A 20,746-nucleotide genomic window follows, 5' to 3' on the forward strand; every position below is an offset into this window, starting at 1 on the left:
ATTTATTGATTTCCTGATAATAAAATCATTCACTATGTCCAACCCTAAATTAATAGATATACTGGCCTTATTGGAGAAAGCCAACAAAAACGGTTTGCAGTTATCATTTGCAGATAATGAACTAACGGTATTACTAAGTGAAGAAGATGTTGACGAGTCATTACTGGATGAACTAAAACGTAACAAGGACCAGTTAATAGCATACTTTAAAGGATACCAGCAAAACGGAGTGACCCCGGATAACAACAGCAGAATAACTTCCTCCAACAGAACCGCATGGGAATTTCTTCCACTGTCATTTAACCAGGAACGTTTATGGTTTATTGATCAGCTGGAAGGGAGCATACCTTATCATATTCCAACGGTATTGAATTTAAAAGGCAGACTTAACCAGGATGCACTGGTGAGGGCTATTCAAACAATTATAAACCGGCATGAAGTACTGAGAACAGTGGTTGCTCAGCAGGATGGTACAGCCTTTCAGCATATACAGGATGAAAGTAAATGGCAGCTTGAAATTATTCATGAACCTTTGTATGCTGTTGATGAAAAGGCCCTGGAGCATTATGTAAGATCGTTGATCGATATGCCGTTTGATCTATCACAGGATCATATGTTGAGAGCTCATCTGATTGTACAGGGAGAAGAAGAACATGTGTTGGTGGTAACGCTGCACCATATTGCATCGGATGGCTGGTCAACCGGAATTATTGTACGCGAATTGATTGAATTGTATAGCGCCTGTGAAGAAAACCGCGAACCTGCACTCCCTGTTACAGATATTCAATATGCTGATTTCACTATCTGGCAACGGGAGTATTTAAAAGGTGCAGTATTGGATGAACAGCTAAACTACTGGAAAAATAAATTATCAGGGGTATCTCCCCTGCAACTGCCGCTGGACTATCCGCGTCCCCCGGTTCAAAGTGCACGCGGCACTTCTGCTGGTTATAGCCTGGATGCTGCATTGCTGCAACAACTGCTGGAATTGTCACGGAGTCAGGAAGCTACCCTTTTTATGACAATGCTGGCGGTTTTCAAGGTATTGATGTATCGTTATAGTGGTCAGGAAGATATTTGTATAGGTAGCCCTATTGCAGGAAGATCAAAAAAAGAAATAGAAGGATTAATAGGCTTCTTTGCTAATACACTGGCGTTGCGCGATCAGGTAAACGGGCAGGATTCATTTCTTTCCCTGCTGCATCAGGTAAAGGAAACAACTTTGAGTGCTTATGATCATCAGGAAGTTCCGTTTGCAAAAATAGTAGATACAATCACTGAAAGCCGGGATGTAAGCAGGGCGCCCCTTTTTCAGGTGGCCTTTGTGCTGCAGAATATACCTGATTTGCCGGAACTGCGCCTGGGCGATCTCCGGATCTCACAGACGGAGCCGGAAAGGGGCATAGCAAGATATGATTTAACCGTTACCGTTACAGATGCTCCGTCTGCTATAAAGATCAGTGCTGAGTATTGCACGGATCTATTCAGTGCTGCTACTATAGATACAATGATGGGGCATTTTGAGCAATTATTACGGGCTGTGGTAAAAGCACCCGGAACGCTGGTAGGTTTGCTTCCTATGATGAGTGATGGGGAGGGAAAAGCATGGCTGGAAGCTGTTAACAATAAGCCGGTAGCATGTCCGGAAGATAAATCTATTGCAGATCTTTTTTTATTGCAGGCAGGCAATACACCTGCAGCGCATGCAATTGCTTTTGGAAGGGAAACATTCACTTATGCCGCATTAAACGAACGCTCCGATCAATTGGCTTATTATCTGCGCAGTAAAGGTGTAACAGCTAATATGCCTGTACCTGTATGTATAGGACGGTCGCCGGAAATGATTATCGCAATTCTTGGCATATTGAAGGCCGGGGCCGCATATGTACCGGTTGATCCGGGATCTCCAGCGGAGCGGATCCATTATATCCTGAAAGATACTGGCGCTGCTATCATAGTAAGCACTGATGAAATGAAGCATCTGTTATATGAGGCAGTGCCCGGGGTTGATATAATTGCTGTTGATAGCGACCAGCCACTGATCAGCAAGTGTCCGGCAGTAACACCAGCCTGTTTGCCGGCAGCAGACAGCCTGGCCTATATCATTTACACATCAGGATCTACCGGACAGCCCAAGGGAGTAATGGTGCAGCACCGGTCAGTCGTCAATCTTATTTATTGTCAGAGTAAAGCCTATCATATTGAACAACAGGATAGGATATTGCTTTTATCCAATTATATTTTTGATGCTGCAGTGGAACAAATGTTTTTTGCTTTGCTGAATGGTGCCACACTGGTGCTGGTTCCTCAGGATATACAATCGGATGTCTTTTTACTGGAGCAGTTATTGGAAACACAGCGGATTACCCATCTGGAAGCCACGCATAGTTTTTTGGCAAATATAAATCCGGGGAAATACAACGGACTTAAAAGAGTCATTTCAGGAGGGGAATTATGTAAAAGGGATGTTGCCGAAAAATGGAGTGCCTGGGTAGATTTTTATAATGTTTATGGCCCGACAGAAGCAACGGTTACATCTTTGTTATTCCACTATGTGCCGGGCAGTTTGAATAATATGGATGCTTTACCTGTTGGCAGACCTTTGGCAAATGTGCTTGTATATATACTGGATCAGCACGGGAATATTGCACCTAAAGGAACAATAGGAGAAATATGTATTGGTGGTGCAGGTGTGAGCGCAGGTTATTTGAATCATCCTGATTTAACCGCGGATAAATTTGTTCGGGATCCTTTTTCAGATCATCCCAATGCCCGCATGTACAAAACCGGAGATTCCGGCAGATGGTTACAGGATGGGAACATAATGTACCTGGGCCGCATGGATGACCAGGTTAAGATACGTGGTTTCCGGATAGAGCCCGGAGAAATAGAAAATGTATTGCAGCAAAGTGAACTTGTCCGCCAGGCCGTTGTATCGGCAAAAGGAGAGGGGAATAACAGGAAGCTGGTAGCTTATGTAGTACCTGAAGAAACCTTTGATACGGATGGCATGCAAAAATTTCTGAAAAGCCGGTTGCCGGAATATATGCTGCCCGCTTTTTGGATGAAGATGAAAAGCATACCACTGACATCAAATGGTAAAGTAGACAGGAAAGCGTTACCGGACCCGGATATGAAGGCTTCCCTCCAGGGTAATTTTGTAGCTCCGCGAAATGAATCAGAACAAATCATAGCCGGTATATTTGAAGACGTGTTGAAAATAGAGGGAGTAGGTATTTATGATGATTTTTTTAAACTGGGAGGAGATTCGATATTGGTGATAACCCTTGTAGCAAGGCTGCGTAATGCTTTTGCGCAGGATGTAAAATTGTTTGACGTTTATGAAACTCCCACCGTTGAACAGATTGCCACACTCTTTGAGCATAAAAAAGAAAACACCTCCGGAAATGAAGAGGAGGACGTTTATGCATTGGTACAGCAGGAAGTAGAGGAACTTAAAAATAAGCTGTTTGCTCAATTACCTGATACTGCACTTATAGAGGATATATTTCCCATGAGCGATATTCAGAGCGGCATGGTTTACGCTTCACTGCTTAATCCTGAAAAATCAGTGTATCATGATCAGATGGGGCATTTGCTGGATAAAAACCTGAATATACCTGTGCTGGAAAAGGCGTTGTTACTAATGGTGCGGAAACATGCCATTTTAAGGACAGCGTTTAACCTGGAACTAATGACAGATGGGGTACAGGTGGTATATAAAAGCATACCTGTAAGGATAGATCATTTTAACTTGCCAACGGTTAATAATATTGAGGCAAAAGAAATTCTTGAAGCATATCTTGAAAAAGAACGGGCTATACCTTTCCGCCTGGACGAGGCTCCCCTTTGGCGTGCAGCTGCTTTTACTCTGAAGGATTGTACGGTGTTTATATTTCAATGTCACCACGCCATCATAGATGGATGGAGCGATGCCTCTTTTAATACAGAGTTGAATAATCTCTACCTGAAGCTTAAAGTACAGCCTAATCAGCCGCTCCTGCCATTGCTGAACTGCACGTATAAAGATTATGTGATAGAAAATATAGCAGAAAAAAAGAGCCCGGTAAACAGATCATTCTGGAAAGATGAAATGCATGAATACAAGCGGTTAAATATATTTTCCAGGGAAGCCGCTGATTTGCGGTTGGTTAAAAAATACAGTATCAGTTATCTGAATGATCTGAAACAACGTACGGAGGCAGATGGTCTTTCCCTGAAGGGGTTATTGTTAGGCGCATTCATTTATTCCCTTTCTGTTCTCAATTATGAAGATGAGTTAACCCTGGGATTGGTTTCCAATAGCAGACCATTGAAAGAAGATGGTGAAAAAGTATTAGGCTGCTTTTTAAATACGATCCCATTTCGCCATAAGGCCGATCCCCGCGTTCATACCTGGAAATCATACTTTGAACAGATAGAGCAAAAACTGATAGCGCTGAAAAAGAGAGATCGGGTAAGCCTGGTTGAAATTACCAGTATTGCAGGCGAACAATTTTCTGAAGAAAACCCGTTCTTCGATGTGCTGTTCAATTTTGTGAATTTCCATGTGTATAATACCATGGAAGAGGGACTGCCTGCGGTTCAGGATGAAGCGTTGAAAAATGTACTGAGCCATGGCGCTGTGAATACCTGGTTGAATTGTAATGTAAATATTACCAACAACATTTTTATAATTACGTTTTCCCTTAGACGGCAATTGAAGTCCGGAAGAACCCTGGATGATCTGTACGGTTATTTCGATGCAGTGCTGCATCAGTATCTTAATCATTATGAAGCACCTGTTAATGCGGATATTATTATTCCTGCGCCGGAATTAAAGCAGTTGCTGTTTTCCTTTAATGAAACAGCGCATTTTTACCCTGCTGACAAAACTATTACGGCGCTGTTTTCTTCGCACGCAGCTAAAAATCCGGATGCGATAGCCGTTACTGCGGGTGATGGCTCGCTGACCTATCAGCAACTGGATGAACAATCCGGTCAGTTGGCAAATTGTTTGCTTGACAGAGGTATCAGAAAGGAAATGATGGTGCCCGTTTGCCTGGAGCGTTCTGCTGCAATGATAACAGCAATATTGGGCGTGTTAAAAGCCGGTGGGGCTTATGTGCCTGTAGATCCGGAAGCTCCGGTGGAGCGGATTGCTTATATGTTGGCAGATACAGCGGCAGAAATAGTAATAACCAGCGGTGATCTTATATCAAAATTACAGGCTGTAGGGAATCTGAAAAATATTATCGACTTAAATAATGATACGCTGTCTCTTTATGAAAAAACATCACCGGATATAACGCTTTCAGCCCAACAGCTTGCATATGTAATATATACTTCAGGTTCTACCGGCCAGCCCAGGGGGGTACAGGCCATGCATGGGCCGGTGGTGAATCTTATTTTCAACCAGAGTAAAGTATATGATATTAAATCAGATGAGAGAATTTTATTACTCTCCAACTATATCTTTGATGCTGCTGTAGAACAGATGTTCTTTGCACTGCTGAACGGAGTAACGCTGGTAATAGTTCCGAAAAACATACTATTTGACAATGTTTTGTTCGAACAGTTTCTGATTGATCAACGCATCACCCATCTGGAAGCAACGCCGAGCTTCCTGGCAAATATAAATCCTGGTACATACGGTGGTTTGAAGCGGGTGATTTCGGGCGGGGAAGCCTGTAGAAGAAGTATGGCGGCAAAATGGAACAAACAGGTTGATTTTTATAATATTTATGGCCCGACCGAAGCCACTATATCGTCCCTCTGCTATCATTTTGATGCAGAAAATAATGATAACACGGAAGTGCTTCCCATTGGAAAACCACTTGCCAATACACGTGTTTATATATTGGATAAAAAAGGGAACCCGCTTCCTGTTGGAGTTACAGGAGAATTGTATATAGCCGGGATTGGGGTTACACGGGGATACTTAAATCACCCGGAACTCACAACGGAAAAATTCACTGATGATACATTTTGTAATACTCCCGGAGAAAAAATGTATCGTACCGGTGATATGGGAAGATGGTTGCCTGATGGCAATATTGAATTCCAGAACAGGATAGACGACCAGGCAAAGATCCGTGGTTTCCGCATTGAGCCTGGCGAAATAGAGAATGTATTGCTGCAATGTGATGCTGTAAATGAAACCGTCGTACTCAATAAACCCGATATTAGCGGGGCAGGCCGGCTGGTGGCCTATATTGTGCCTCAGGGAGAATTTAATAAAACAGCCATAACAGATTTTCTGAAACAGCGTGTACCGGAATATATGATTCCGGCACTGTTAATCCCGCTGGAGAAAATACCCTTGACAGTAAATGGGAAGATTGATAGAAAGGCACTGCCAGACCCTGATACAACTCTTTTGCTGAGCAATGTATATATAGCGCCCCGTAGTGAAACGGAACAGCTGTTAACCAATGCATGGCAGGAATTGCTGGGCGTTGCAAGGGTAGGTGTGCGGGACAATATTTTTGAACTCGGAGGACACTCTTTGTTGTTCATGCGTTTGATATCCTTTCTTCGCAAAAAGCTGGATATGGAAATACCCATAAAGGCTTTGTTTCTCTACCCTGATGTGGAAGGCTTTGCAGCGTATTTGCAGCAACAGCGGGCGGACCCTCAGCTACCAGCCATTAAAACAGGAAGGAGGCCGGCCGATATCCCATTGTCGTATAGCCAGGAACGTTTGTGGTTTATCGATCAGCTGGAAGGAAGTATGCAATACAATATTCCCGTTGCATTACGGTTAAAAGGGAAGCTCTATCCTGAAGGGCTGTCCTTTGCATTGCAAACAATTGTCAACCGGCATGAAGTGCTGCGAACAGTTATCCGTCAGTCAGCAGAAGACGGAACTGCTTACCAGTATATACTTGATAAGGATAAGTGGCAGTTGCATATTGTCAATAATCTATCGTACCGCGAAAGCGAGGATATGCTGCAAGATTATGTGAAAGCGTTCTTTGCTGCACCTTTTGATTTATCTGCCGGTTATATGATACAGGCAGAACTATTAATTTTAGGAGAAGAAGATCATTTGCTGATAGTAAAACTGCATCATATTGCAGCAGATGCATGGTCTGTTGGTATTATAGTGAATGAGCTATCAGAACTATATGCGGCTTATATCGCGGCACGTCCGGCAAATCTTTTGCCCCTGCCCGTTCAGTATGCGGAATATGCTATATGGCAACGTACTTATTTGTCCGGATCGTTGCTGGAAAAGAAGCTTGCATACTGGAAGGATAAATTGTCAGGAGTAACGGTATTAGAATTGCCGGTGAATTATAACAAGGCTGCAGTACAAAATATAGCAGGAGGGATGGTGTCGTATCATATAAACCACCATCTGACCCAACGGTTGAAACAGTTGTCACATCAGCAGGGGACTACTCTCTTCATGACATTGCTGGCTGCCTTTAAGGTTTTACTGTATAGATATAGTAACCAGCGTGATATTTGTGTTGGCTGTTCAGCGTCGGCCCGCCCGCAGCAGGAAGTAGAGGGATTGGTTGGTTTCTTTGTAAATACCCTGGCGTTAAGAAGTATTTTGGATACCCGGCAGTCTTTCATAGCATTGTTGGAGGAGATTAAGAAAACTACACTGGATGCCTATGAACACCAGGACGTTCCTTTTGAGAAAATAGTGGAAGCAGTGGTAAAGGACAGGGAAATAAACAGAAGCCCTTTGTTCCAGGTAATGTTTGTAATGCAGCAGAAAGCTATTACCGGAGAATTATCGCTCGGGGATCTTGTACTAACCACAGAAGAGACGGATCAGGCAACTGCCAAATTTGATATTACACTTTCCGTGATTGAGCAGGATGAAATACTGAATGTTAATATACTGTACCGGAGCAGTTTGTTCGATGAACCCTTCATAGCACGTATGGGCGCGCATTTTGAACAACTGTTACAATCTGTTGTTGACGATCCTTTCAAAAATATCGGCGTACTGCAGTTGTTAACTGCTGATGAAGAGCAGCAATTGTTGACTGATTTTAACAGAAAAGAAATGGGGATATCTGCAGACAGATCATTTATTGATCTGTTAGAGGAGCAGGCAATCCTGACTCCATCTGCAACGGCCGTGATATTTGAAGAGGTATCATTGTCATATGAAACACTCAGCAAACGTTCCAATCAGCTGGCTCATTATTTACGACGCAGTGGCGTTAAGCGGAATATGCCCGTTCCCATTTGTATAGAACGATCTGCAGAAATGATAATTGGCATTTTGGGTATTCTGAAGGCAGGAGCTGCCTATGTACCTATTGATCCTACATTTCCCCGGGAGCGAATCAGTTTTATATGCTCCGATACCTGTGCAGAAGTAGTGGTAAGCAGTAGTTTATGCCTGCCTCTTTTACAGGATGCTCACATAACAACGCTTATCAATCTGGATGAACAACAGGAAGCTATCATCAGGGAATCTTCTTTGCCATTGGATGAGCTGCCCACCCTGCAGCAACTGGCCTACATAATATATACTTCGGGTAGTACCGGTACTCCTAAAGGAGCGATGATTACACACGGTAATCTGGCAGATTATTTGTCTGGCTTAAAAGCCTCGTTACCATTGGATACCTGCCACTCGTTTGCTCTATTGTCAGGTATATCCACCGATCTCGGAAATACAATATTGTACGGCGCTTTGATGACAGGAGGTTGTTTACATGTGTTTTCTACCGAAGCAACCAGGGATAGTGAATGGTTACAGGATTATTTCAAGGTACATGCAATAGATTGTATGAAAATTGTTCCTTCTCATTGGAAGGCGCTGTCATCAACAGAACACATGTTGTTACCGCGAAAGCTGCTGATATTCGGAGGGGAAGCATTGGATGCGGAAGTGGTAAACAATATTCATCAATCAGCTGCCACCTGCAAAATAGTGAACCATTATGGTCCAACAGAAACAACAATAGGAAAATTATTGCATGTGGTAAATGATAACGCTGGTTATAAATTTACGGTACCTATAGGAAAGCCCTTTTCAAATACATGTATCTATGTGCTTAATCAGGAGATGCAGTTATGCCCTGTTGGTATTCCGGGAGAATTATATATTGGTGGTGATGGAGTGGGACAAGGATATTTGAATAATTCAGATTTAACAGCCACCTGTTTTGTAACAGATCCGTTTTCCGGAACAAATAATACGAGGTTTTACCGTACGGGAGATATGGTCAAATTTTTACCCGATGGAAACATTGTATTTATAGGCCGCTTTGACGATCAGGTAAAAATCCGGGGGTACCGGGTGGAATTGGCAGAAATAGAACGTGTGCTGGAGGAGTGTGGTCTGGTAAGCCAGGGAGTGGTGGTGAACCGTAAAGACAGCGACGGTACAAATCACCTGGCGGCTTATGTAACAGTTCATGAGGAAACAACCCAGCAAAATATTATTTCCTACCTGCAGCAGCATTTACCGGATTATATGCTTCCTGAAGCATTAGTGATATTAGACGAATTACCCTTACTGGCAAATGGGAAAGTAAACCGGAAAGCCTTACCGGATGCCACAGGAACAACCTTCCGTAAAGGATATACCGCTCCGGGCACTGCAACAGAACATCACCTGGCGGAAATCTGGGCACAACTACTGGAAGTTGAGCAGGTAGGTGTATACGATAATTTCTTTGAACTGGGCGGACATTCATTGCTGGCTATACGACTGGTATCAGCCATCAGAAAAAGGTTGAAACGGGAAGTGACGATCAGTGATGTATTTGACTATCCTACTATTGCTGCTTTGTCTACGAGGGTTACAGCGCTTTCTGAAAGAACAGGCTTGCAGGAAATAGTAGCAGGCAACAGACCTGCATATCTTCCTTTGTCGTTTAGCCAGGAGCGTTTATGGTTTATCGATCAGTTGGAAGGAAGTATCCACTACCATATACCACATGTGCTGCAATTGAAAGGGAATCTTGATCGCGGTGCTTTATCCGCAGCTTTGCAGGCAATTGTAAACCGGCACGAAGTATTGCGCACGGTAATCGCCCGGCAGGACGACATTGCTTATCAGCGTATTCTGGAAGAATCGCAGTGGCAGCTGTCAATAATCAATGAACCAATATACAGGGCTGATCCGGCTTTACTTCAGTCGCGCATTCAGTTATTGTTAAAACAACCATTTGATCTGTCAAGGGACCATCCGTTACGCGCCTATTTAATAGCCCTTGAAGAAAATGTACATATACTGGTAGTCATACTGCATCATATTGCATCCGATGCCTGGTCCACAGGTATTATCATCCGGGAGCTCATATCGTTGTATGATACATATACAACAGGTAGTGAACCTTCATTACAGGCTTTACCTGTTCAATATGCAGATTATGCAATCTGGCAGCGTACTTATTTATCCGGGAACACACTCGCAGATAAATTAAATTACTGGAAACATAAGCTTGCCGGAGTTGCTACCCTACAGCTTCCTGCCGATTATAAAAAACCGGTTGTTCAAAGCATTCGCGGAGCTACCAGCAGTTTCAAACTTGATAAAGAATTGTCAGCACAATTACAATCACTATCTCTTTATCAGGAAACTACTTTATTCATGACATTGCTGGCCGGATTTAAAGTGCTTTTATACCGTTACTGCAATCAGGACGATATCTGTATCGGTAGCCCCATTGCCGGCAGAAACAGACAGGAAACGGAAGGGCTGATAGGCTTTTTTATTAATACACTGGCCCTGCGTAGTGATCTGAAAGATAACCCCTCCTTCGTGTCGCTTTTACAACAGGTGAAAACAACCACACTGGGCGCCTATGAACATCAGGATGTGCCTTTCGAAAAAGTAGTGGAGGCGGTAGTAAAAAACCGTGATCTGTCTGTAAATCCACTGTTTCAGGTGTTGTTTTCCCTGCAGAATATTCCTGAAGAGCCCGACCTCCGTTTGGGAGATGTAAAACTGCAAACGTTAAGCGTAGCACATGTTACAGCACAATTTGATATAGCTGTTGCTATGGTGGAAAGTAATGATGGTATAAGCGGAAACGTGGTGTATTGTGCGGATGTATTTCATGAAGAAACCATCAACCGCATGATGACTCACTATGTGCAGCTGCTGAAATCAATTGTCAGCGCACCTGATGCAAAGATCGATTCCCTGGAAATGCTTGCACCTGCAGAGGAACACCAGCTACTGAAAACTTTTAACGATACTGCCAGAGATTATCCGCTGCAGAAAACACTGGTCGGTTTATTTGAACAGCAGGCGACACTTTCACCAGATGCAACTGCCGTTATTTTTGAGGAGAAAAATTTAACATACAGGGAGCTTAATGAACATGCTAACCGGTTAGCTCATTACCTGGTGAATAAGGGTGTGAAGCCGGGGTATTTAGTACCACTATGTGTAGAACGCTCCCTGGAAATGATTGTCGGGATACTGGGGATATTAAAAGCGGGTGCAGCCTACGTACCGCTGGACCCAACATATCCGGCAGACCGGATTTTATTTATGCTTTCAGATACCGGGGCAACACTTATAGTCACTTCTTCAGAACAGGCAACACTGCTTAAAGACATATCACCCGCTGCACAAGTAGTTTTACTGGATGCTGATTGGGGTATTATTGAGCAGGAACCATCTCAGGATCTGAATATAAAAACAGCACCGGATGATCTGGCTTATGTCATCTATACATCAGGTTCTACAGGTACACCGAAAGGTGTAATGAACGAACACCGCGGAGTAGTGAACCGGTTATTATGGGCGCAGGATTTCTTCTGTTTAAAGCAGGACGATGTAGTGTTACAGAAAACCACTTTCTGTTTTGATGTATCTGTATGGGAACTATTGTGGCCTCTGATCACGGGCGCGAAGATGGTATTTGCATTACCGGAAGGCCAGAAGGATGCTGTTTACCTGCGGAATGTGATCAACAGATACAGGGTTACGATGATACATTTTGTTCCTTCCATGTTGAACGCATTTCTGGAAATAATGGAAGCAGGCGAAAAGTGTTCACTGCACAGCGTAATATGTAGCGGTGAAGCATTGCAATCCCAGCACATACAGGATTTTCAGCATAAACTGCCAGGTGTCCGGCTATATAATTTATATGGCCCTACAGAAGCGGCTATTGATGTAACCTGTTGGGAAGTGCCTGCCGGTTACAACACTTCAGATAAGGTATTGATAGGAAAGCCTGTTGCCAATACACAGTTGTATATATTGGACGGTTCCGGGAATATCATGCCGGCTGGTGTTGCAGGTGAGTTGTATATAGGAGGCGCCCAGGTGGCAAGAGGTTATTTGAACCGTGGCACATTAACGGATGAAAAATTTATACCGGACAGGTTCAGTAATGAACAGGGAAGAAGATTATATAAGACAGGTGATTTGTGCCAATGGTTGCAGGATGGAAACATTGAATACCTTGGCCGCACAGACGGCCAGGTGAAGATCCGTGGTTACCGCATAGAAACAGGGGAAATAGAAAATGTTTTACTGCAATATGAATGGGTCAGTGAGGCAGTGGTGGTAGCAAAACCCGGCGAGCATCCTTACCTGGTGGCATATATTGTGCCCAATGGCGTTTTTAACAAAGAAGGGATATTTACCTGGCTGCAGCAAAAGCTGCCGGCATATATGATACCGGCTTTGTTACAGGAGATGGATCATCTTCCCTTAACCATTAATGGTAAGATTGATAGAAAGGCATTACCGGAACCTGGCATTACAGCAGATCAGCAATATGTGGCTCCCCGGAATGAAACAGAAAAAGTGCTGGCTGGTATCTGGATCTCATTGCTCGGAATAGAACAGGTAAGTATATACGATAATTTCTTTGAACTGGGAGGGGATTCAATTATTACCATTCAGGTAGTAAGCCGGGCAAAACGTGCGGGTTATGAATTTCATCCAAGGGATCTGTTTATATATCAAACTATATCAGGGCTGGCGTCTTTCCTGAAAGGGAAGAAGAATAATACCATCTATGGAGAACAGGGCCTGCTAACTGGTAGTAGTGGATTGTTGCCCATCCAGGAAGCTTATTTTGATGCAGAAAATACCGGCACGATCCATTTTAATCAGAGTGTGTTGCTGGGTATTGACAAGCGTATATCCGCTCCCGTATTGTCAGCTGTAATTGCTCAGTTAGTACAGCATCATGATGCATTACGTTTTGTATATACTGCTGAAGATGGAAACTGGACACAGACTTATGGTACTGCTGAAGGCAAACTTGAAATAACTGATTTGCAACAGGTATTATCAGACAAGCTGGCAGAAACGATTACCATTTACGGGAATGATTATCAGCGTAGCCTGGATATTACGAAAGGCGGACTGATGAAAGCTGTATTGTTATTAACACCTTCGTATGAGCGTTATAACCGCTTATTGCTGGTCATACATCATCTTGGTGTAGATGGCGTGTCCTGGCGGATTTTACTGGAAGATATGCAATTGTTACTGCAACAGGCAGGAGCATCTGCAGCTGATATACCAGAACATAAAACAAGTTCATATCGTCAGTGGAGACAGGCGCTGGAACAATATTCACAACGTAAACGCCTGTTAAAGCAAAAAGATTACTGGCAGCAGGTAACGCAAAGTTATTTTCCATTGAGAGTGGATAAGCCATTTACCGGTAAGGTAACAATGGCGGATACAGGAACTTACATCATCCGTCTTGGAAGCCTGCAAACAGGCAGATTATTAAAGGAAGCACCACTGGCATATCATACAGAGATCAATGATATCCTGTTAAGCGCACTTGCACTTACTTTATCTGAATGGAATCAGCAATCTGATATAGTGATCGGGTTAGAAGGACATGGCCGTGAAGATATTATGCCAGGTATAGATACGAGCCGCACTATAGGCTGGTTCTCTAATATGTACCCGGTATTATTGCAGGTGAAAGCGGGTATTACAAAAGGCGAATTATTAAAGTCCACCAAAGAACAGCTGCGTAAAATAACTGATAAAGGCATAGGATATGGTGTGTTGAAATATATTAATAAAGCAGATTTTTTACAGGGAAATGACCCATGGGACGTGGTGTTCAACTACCTGGGGCAATCAGATAATGTTGTTGGTGGTACAGGATATTTAACAGGTGTTTCAGAATCTCCCGGAACCACCATATCAGCAGATTTCCCAATGCGGGATAAACTAAGAATTAATAGCATTATTCAGGATGGAGAGCTGGTCTTACAATGGGGGTATAGTAATAAACATTATGAACCTGGAACTGTACAGCATCTGGCTGAAACTTACTTATCACACCTGGAAGCAATTATTTTGCATTGTATAAATCAGTCCCAACCTGCATTTACACCATCGGATTATGGTTTGGGGGCAGAGGTGAGTAATGAGGACCTCGACAGGTTCCTGGACGGCAGTCAATATCATTTTAGAAATAGGGATCAGATAGCAGGGTTATACCGGTTAAGCCATTTACAGGAAGGCATGCTCTTTCATAGTTTATACAATAAACAGGCAGGTACTTTTATCAGACAATTAAGTTGTGACTTATTGAACCTGGATGAAAAAGCCTTTTGTAAAAGCTGGGAACATCTGCTGCAACAGCACAGTATTTTAAGAAGTGCTTTTTATCATAATGAACTTAATATACCGATTCAATGTGTATACCGTCAGGTAACGTTGCCGGTAATTACGTTGGATTATAGCAGGATGGATGAAGCGGCACAGCTGGAAGCAATAAAGGCATATGAAGCAGCAGACAGAAGTAAAGGATTTGACTTCAGAGAGCCGCCACTGGTCCGTATCAGCCTGATATATCTGGGAGGAGGCCATCACAGGCTGCTCTGGACTATTCATCACATTATTCTGGATGGTTGGTCCCAGCCGGTTTTGGTAGAAGAATTATTGAATACCTATGAATTACTGGTATCAGGTAAACCTATACCTACGGCGCCGGTAGATAATTACGAAGATTACATCCGCTATCTGGAACGCACGGATCAGGAGCTGGCAGCGCAATACTGGCAGCATTACCTGGAAGGGATCAGTGAAGGCACTTTACTGCCTTTTATTGAAAACAATAATAACCGTAATAAAGGTGCCGGTCTGTATAAGGAACACGAATTATTACTGGATGCCGTGTATACTGCACAACTACACCATTATGCCCGGCAGCAGCATATTACACTGAATACTTTAATGCAGGGGGTATGGGCTTATTTGTTGTATCGCTATACAAATCAGACAAGCATTATTTATGGCGTAACGGTATCCGGCAGACCGGAAGATATGAGTGAAGTGGAACAGCGTGTAGGTATGTATATAAACACCCTGCCTTTATTGGCAAGAATTGAGGAAGATAAAAGTATAGCGGCTTTTTTACAGGAATTACAGGAAAGCCAGTTGCAAAGCAGGACATATCAATACTCCGGCTTAAGTGATATACAGCAATGGACGCAGATTCAGGGGGAATTGATGGATACCTCCATTACATTTCAGAATTTTCCGGTAAGTGAAGTCATCAACAGAAAAGAATGGAGCCTGCACGTGAAGGATGTACAAACGCATCCACGCACCAATTATCCTTTGACACTGGTAATAAGTGTGGGTGCAACATCAAGGCTGCTGTTCAGTTATAATAACGATTTACTGGATACCTGGTATGTTGAGAGAGCAGGAGAACATTTTAAACAGGTGTTAACCTGGATCATCGAAAATGAAACAGGCCGGTTGAAAGATATAGAATTGCTCACACCGGAAGATCGTGATTATTTACTGGAAGTATGTAATGAGCAGCATATGCCTGTTTTAGCGGATAAGCCTTTTTTAGCACTGTTTAATGAACAGGTGCTGATGACACCCGAAACAGCAGCACTGGTATTTGAACAGGAATCATTAAGCTTCCGGTTGCTGGATGAACGTTCTAACCAGCTGGCGAAATATCTGCAACAAAACGGAGTCGGGAAAGGTAATTTGATCCCGCTTTGTATAAGCACCTCTCCGGAGATGATTACAGGGGTATTGGGGATATTAAAATCGGGAGCGGCATATGTTCCCATTGACCCTGATTATCCGTTGGAAAAGATCAGTTATATATTGAAAGACGTTGGTGCTACAGTTATTGTAGGCGATAAATATAGTAAAGCTAAATTATCGGATGTCACCGCCGGAATGGGTTTTGTTTCTCTGGATGAAGATCAGGATGCAATTCACCGTTTTTCTGTATTGCCGGTTAGTGATCTGCCGGCCCCTGATGACTTAATATATGTAATATATACTTCCGGAAGTACAGGAGTCCCCAAAGGCGTAATGATCACGCATAAAAATATTTCAGATTATTTATCCGGCATCAAAAGCGCTATCGGGATAGATGAATGCAGCTCATTTGCGTTAATGTCCGGACTGTCAACGGATTTGGGAAATACGGTTATTTATAGCGCATTGGCGGGAGGCAGTACATTGCATACGTTCTCCAAAAATACGCTCAGCGATGCAGAAGCATTGCAACTTTATTTTTCAACACATACAGTTGATTGTATCAAGATAGTTCCGTCGCATTGGAAGGCAATTTCTTCCGGTGAAAAATTATTATTACCAAAACGGTTATTGATATTTGGAGGAGAGGTATTGCCGGCTGCTATCATTGAAAGTATCCGCTTGTCCGGAGCAACCTGTAAAGTGGTAAATCACTATGGCCCCACTGAAACAACCATCGGGAAATTACTGCATGTGGTGAATGCAGCAAATGTTTACCATCATAACGTGCCTATTGGCAAACCATTTGGTAATACACGCGCCTATGTGTTGACCCCTGATCTGAAGATAGTTCCTGCAGGCGTTCCCGGAGAATTATATATTTCGGGGGCAGGTGTTGGGATGGGCTATCTGCATAATGAAAGTTTAACCACGGACAGGTTCCTGAATGATCCATTCAGCACAGATGCCGCCACCAGTATGTATCGTACAGGAGATATCGTAAAAAGACTGCCCGATGGTAATATTGTATTTATTGGTCGTAGTGACGATCAGGTAAAGATTCATGGCTACCGGGTAGAGTTGGAAGAAATAAGCCGGATACTGAACCGGTGCGAACAGGTAAAACAGGGAGTGGTGATAGCCCGTCCGGATGCACGCGGCGATAAACAATTGATAGCTTATATAGTGGCGGCTGACGTTTTTAAAAGAGAAGAAATTTATAATTATCTCCGGGAGCAATTGCCGGACTATATGGTTCCTTCTCTGCTGATAGACATTCCTTCTTTCCCATTGCTCGCGAATGGAAAGGTAGATAGGAAATCTTTGCCGGATGTGGAAAATGAAAGACAGGAACTGGCGTATGCAGCACCTGTAACTCCTTTACAGAAAGCATTGGCACGCATCTGGTCATCGCTGCTGGAAGTGGATAAAGTAGGGCTGCATGATGATTTTTTTGCATTGGGAGGGCATTCACTACTGGCAATACGATTAATATCTGCTATAAGAAAAGAGCTGGAAGCAGAAGTATCTATCACCGACATATTTGACTATCCTACACTCTCATCGCTGTGCACACAATTGAACAGGACTTCTGCCACTATATCTGCTCCACCGTTATCAGCTGTAACAAGACCGGCAAATATACCTTTGTCGTTTAGCCAGGAACGTTTGTGGTTTATTGATCAGCTGGAAGGAAGCGTACATTATCATATACCACATATCTTACAGCTGAAGGGAAAGCTAAATAAGGAAGCATTATCGGGTGCATTACAAAGCATTGTCAATCGCCACGAAGTGATGCGTACAATTATTACAACAGCTGCAGGTATTCCTTATCAGTGTATTCAGGAAACGGATGCATGGCAATTGCAGGTGGTTGCTGCACCCGAACTTAAAGATAACGAACAGGCATTGCAATCTCATGTGCGCGCACTGATTGTGGCTCCATTTGATTTGTCAAATGATTATATGCTTCGTGCGCACCTGATTATATTGGAAGAGGAAAAATATGTATTGGTAGTAGTATTGCATCATATTGCTTCCGATGGATGGTCATCAGGTATTATTGTAAGGGAGTTGGCAGCATTATACAGCGCTCTTGAAGAAAACCGGCCGGTGGAGTTGCCGCAATTACCCGTTCAGTATGCAGATTATGCCCTGTGGCAGCGCAACTGGTTGAACGAAGACGTATTAGCCGGAAAGCTGGATTATTGGGAAGAAAAACTGGCGGGTATCACTACGCTGCAGTTGCCTTCAGATTTTATAAGGCCTCAGGTGCAAAGTACCCGTGGCGCTATCAGCCATTTTACAGTAAGCAAGGCATTGACTGATCAGTTGTACCAGCTTTCAGGAGCCCATGGCGCTACATTATACATGACCTTATTGGCTGCTTTTAAAATATTGTTACACCGTTACAGCAGCCAGGAAGATATTGCTGTAGGAATACCTGTGGCAGGAAGAACGCAACAGGAAACCGAAGCGTTGGTAGGATTTTTTGTTAATACACTCGTTATACGCAGTGATGTAAGTAATGATCCTTCTTTTGTGACCTTATTGCAGCAGGTGAAAAATACTACTATTGCAGCCTACCAGCATCAGGAAGTGCCCTTTGAAAAAATAGTGGAAAAAATAGTAAAACACCGGGATTTAAGTACACATCCTCTCTTCCAGGTATTTTTCACATTACAGAATGTTCCTGAAAGCCCTGCACTGCATATTGGTTCGCTGGAGTTGTCTTCCGTTAATGTTGCACATTATAGTGCGCAGTTTGATCTTAATATTTCTCTTCATGAAAATGCAGGCGGGATAGAAGGCAGTGTGGTGTATAATGCGGACTTGTTCAGTGCGGCCACCATTACCCGTATGATGAATCACTATGAACAGTTATTGCAATCTGCTGCAGCATCACCGGATGCTCCTATCGGTAGCCTGGACATGCTGAATGAAACAGAGGTGAATGAGTTAGTGGTAACATTTAATAATAATGGTATTGCCGCTGCACCCGAAACAGATCAAACAATAGTATCGTTGTTCAGTGCCCAGGTAAATCGTACCCCTGCTGCAATAGCGCTGATGTACGAAGATGCCGGTTTAACTTATAAGGAACTCGATGAACGCGCTTGTCAATTAGCACATTGCTTACTGGAAAAAGGCATCCAACCGGAAACGTTGGTGCCTGTATGTATAGATCGTTCTCCTGAAATGATAGTTGCTTTATTGGGAATATTAAGGGCCGGAGCAGCCTATGTACCCATTGACCCCGACTATCCGGATGAAAGGATCAGCTATCTGTTAGAAGACACGGCTGCACCCCTTATGATAAGCAGCAGTGCATATGCGCAACGGTTACAAACCATTACAGCGGCAATTGACATAGTGCTGATGGATGATAAGACGCTAAACGGTTATGAAAAAATATCACCGGATATTATTGTCCGGGCAAATCAGCTGGCATACGTGATTTATACTTCCGGCTCAACAGGTAAGCCAAAAGGAGTATTGGTGGAGCATAGAAATGTAGTGAGTTTATTCAGCGCCTGTTCACAGTTATATGATTTCAATAATGAAGACGTATGGACGATGTTCCATTCCTACTGTTTTGATTTTTCTGTATGGGAAATGTACGGTGCTTTATTCCATGGCGGACGTTTGCTGATTGTACCGGGATATATGGTACGTGATACCCGCTTATTCGGAGAACTGCTGATAACCGGGGGAGTAACAGTGCTTAGTCAAACTCCGGCTGCTTTTTACGTATTGCAGGATTATCTTGTAGCACAGAAGAAGGCTCATAAAATCAGGTATGTGATTTTTGGAGGTGAAGCCCTGAATCCGTCAAAGACCCGGCCGTGGCAGAAAGCTTATGATCATTGCCGGCTGATTAATATGTACGGAATAACAGAAACAACGGTACATGTCACTTATCAGCCAATAGGAGTTGAACATGTCAGCAACAGAAGTGTAATTGGAAAAGCAATACCTGGCTTAAGTTTATATATACTTGATTCCGGCCAGCGGCTGTTACCGGCAGGAGCAGCAGGTGAATTGTACGTAGGTGGTCCTGGAGTGTCACGGGGTTATCTGAATCGTCAGGAGCTGACAGCAGAACGTTTTATAGCATCCCCTTTCAGTAAGGACGCAGGAGCAAGATTGTACAGAACCGGCGATTTATGCCGCTGGTTGCCGGATGGCACAGCGGAATACATGGGCAGAATGGATATGCAGGTAAAGATCCGGGGCTACCGCATTGAGCTGGGTGAAATTGAAAATGCGCTCCAGCAATGTGAATGGGTAAAAGAAGCAGTGGTATTACCAGTTCCGGATAAAGTGCACCTGGTTAGTTATATAGTGCCTGCGGGAGATTTTAATCCTGAAGCAATACGTCTGTATCTGAAAAATAAGTTGCCGGAATATATGCTCCCGGCATTGTTCATTGAAATGGATCAGTTTCCCCTTACTCCAAATGGGAAGATCAATAAGCAGGCATTACCGCTTCCTGCTTCAGGTACGCAACTGACCAATAAGTATATGGCTCCCCGGAATGAAAGAGAGCGCGCCCTGGCAGATATCTGGCAAAGAATATTAAAAGTTGAACGGATAGGGATATACGATAATTTCTTTGAACAGGGTGGACATTCATTACTGGCTATGCGTTTAATAGCAGAAATAGATGAATCCCTGCAGGTAAAAATATCTGTTAAACTTTTATTCCAGCTCGAAACAATAGAATCACTGGCCAGGCATATTGAAATTTCCCGGAATATGCTAAACCCCGAAAAGAGCGAAGTAAAAGCCGTTAAATTATAATTCATCACAGGTTTTTCTTAA

Annotated in this window: 1 protein-coding gene; it reads left to right on the forward strand. The window is 43.3% G+C overall.

Annotation, left to right across the window (positions count from 1 at the left end):
• The first annotated feature begins 34 nt into the window (after window positions 1–34).
• Window positions 35–20,725 (forward strand): non-ribosomal peptide synthetase, encoded by a 20,691-nt coding sequence (locus CLV51_RS22895; RefSeq protein WP_106530410.1) that lies wholly within the window; start codon window positions 35–37, stop codon window positions 20,723–20,725.
• The last annotated feature ends 21 nt before the right edge of the window (window positions 20,726–20,746 follow it).

The organism is Chitinophaga niastensis, from assembly GCF_003014755.1.
In the GTDB taxonomy this organism is placed as follows: Bacteria; Bacteroidota; Bacteroidia; order Chitinophagales; family Chitinophagaceae; genus Chitinophaga; species Chitinophaga niastensis.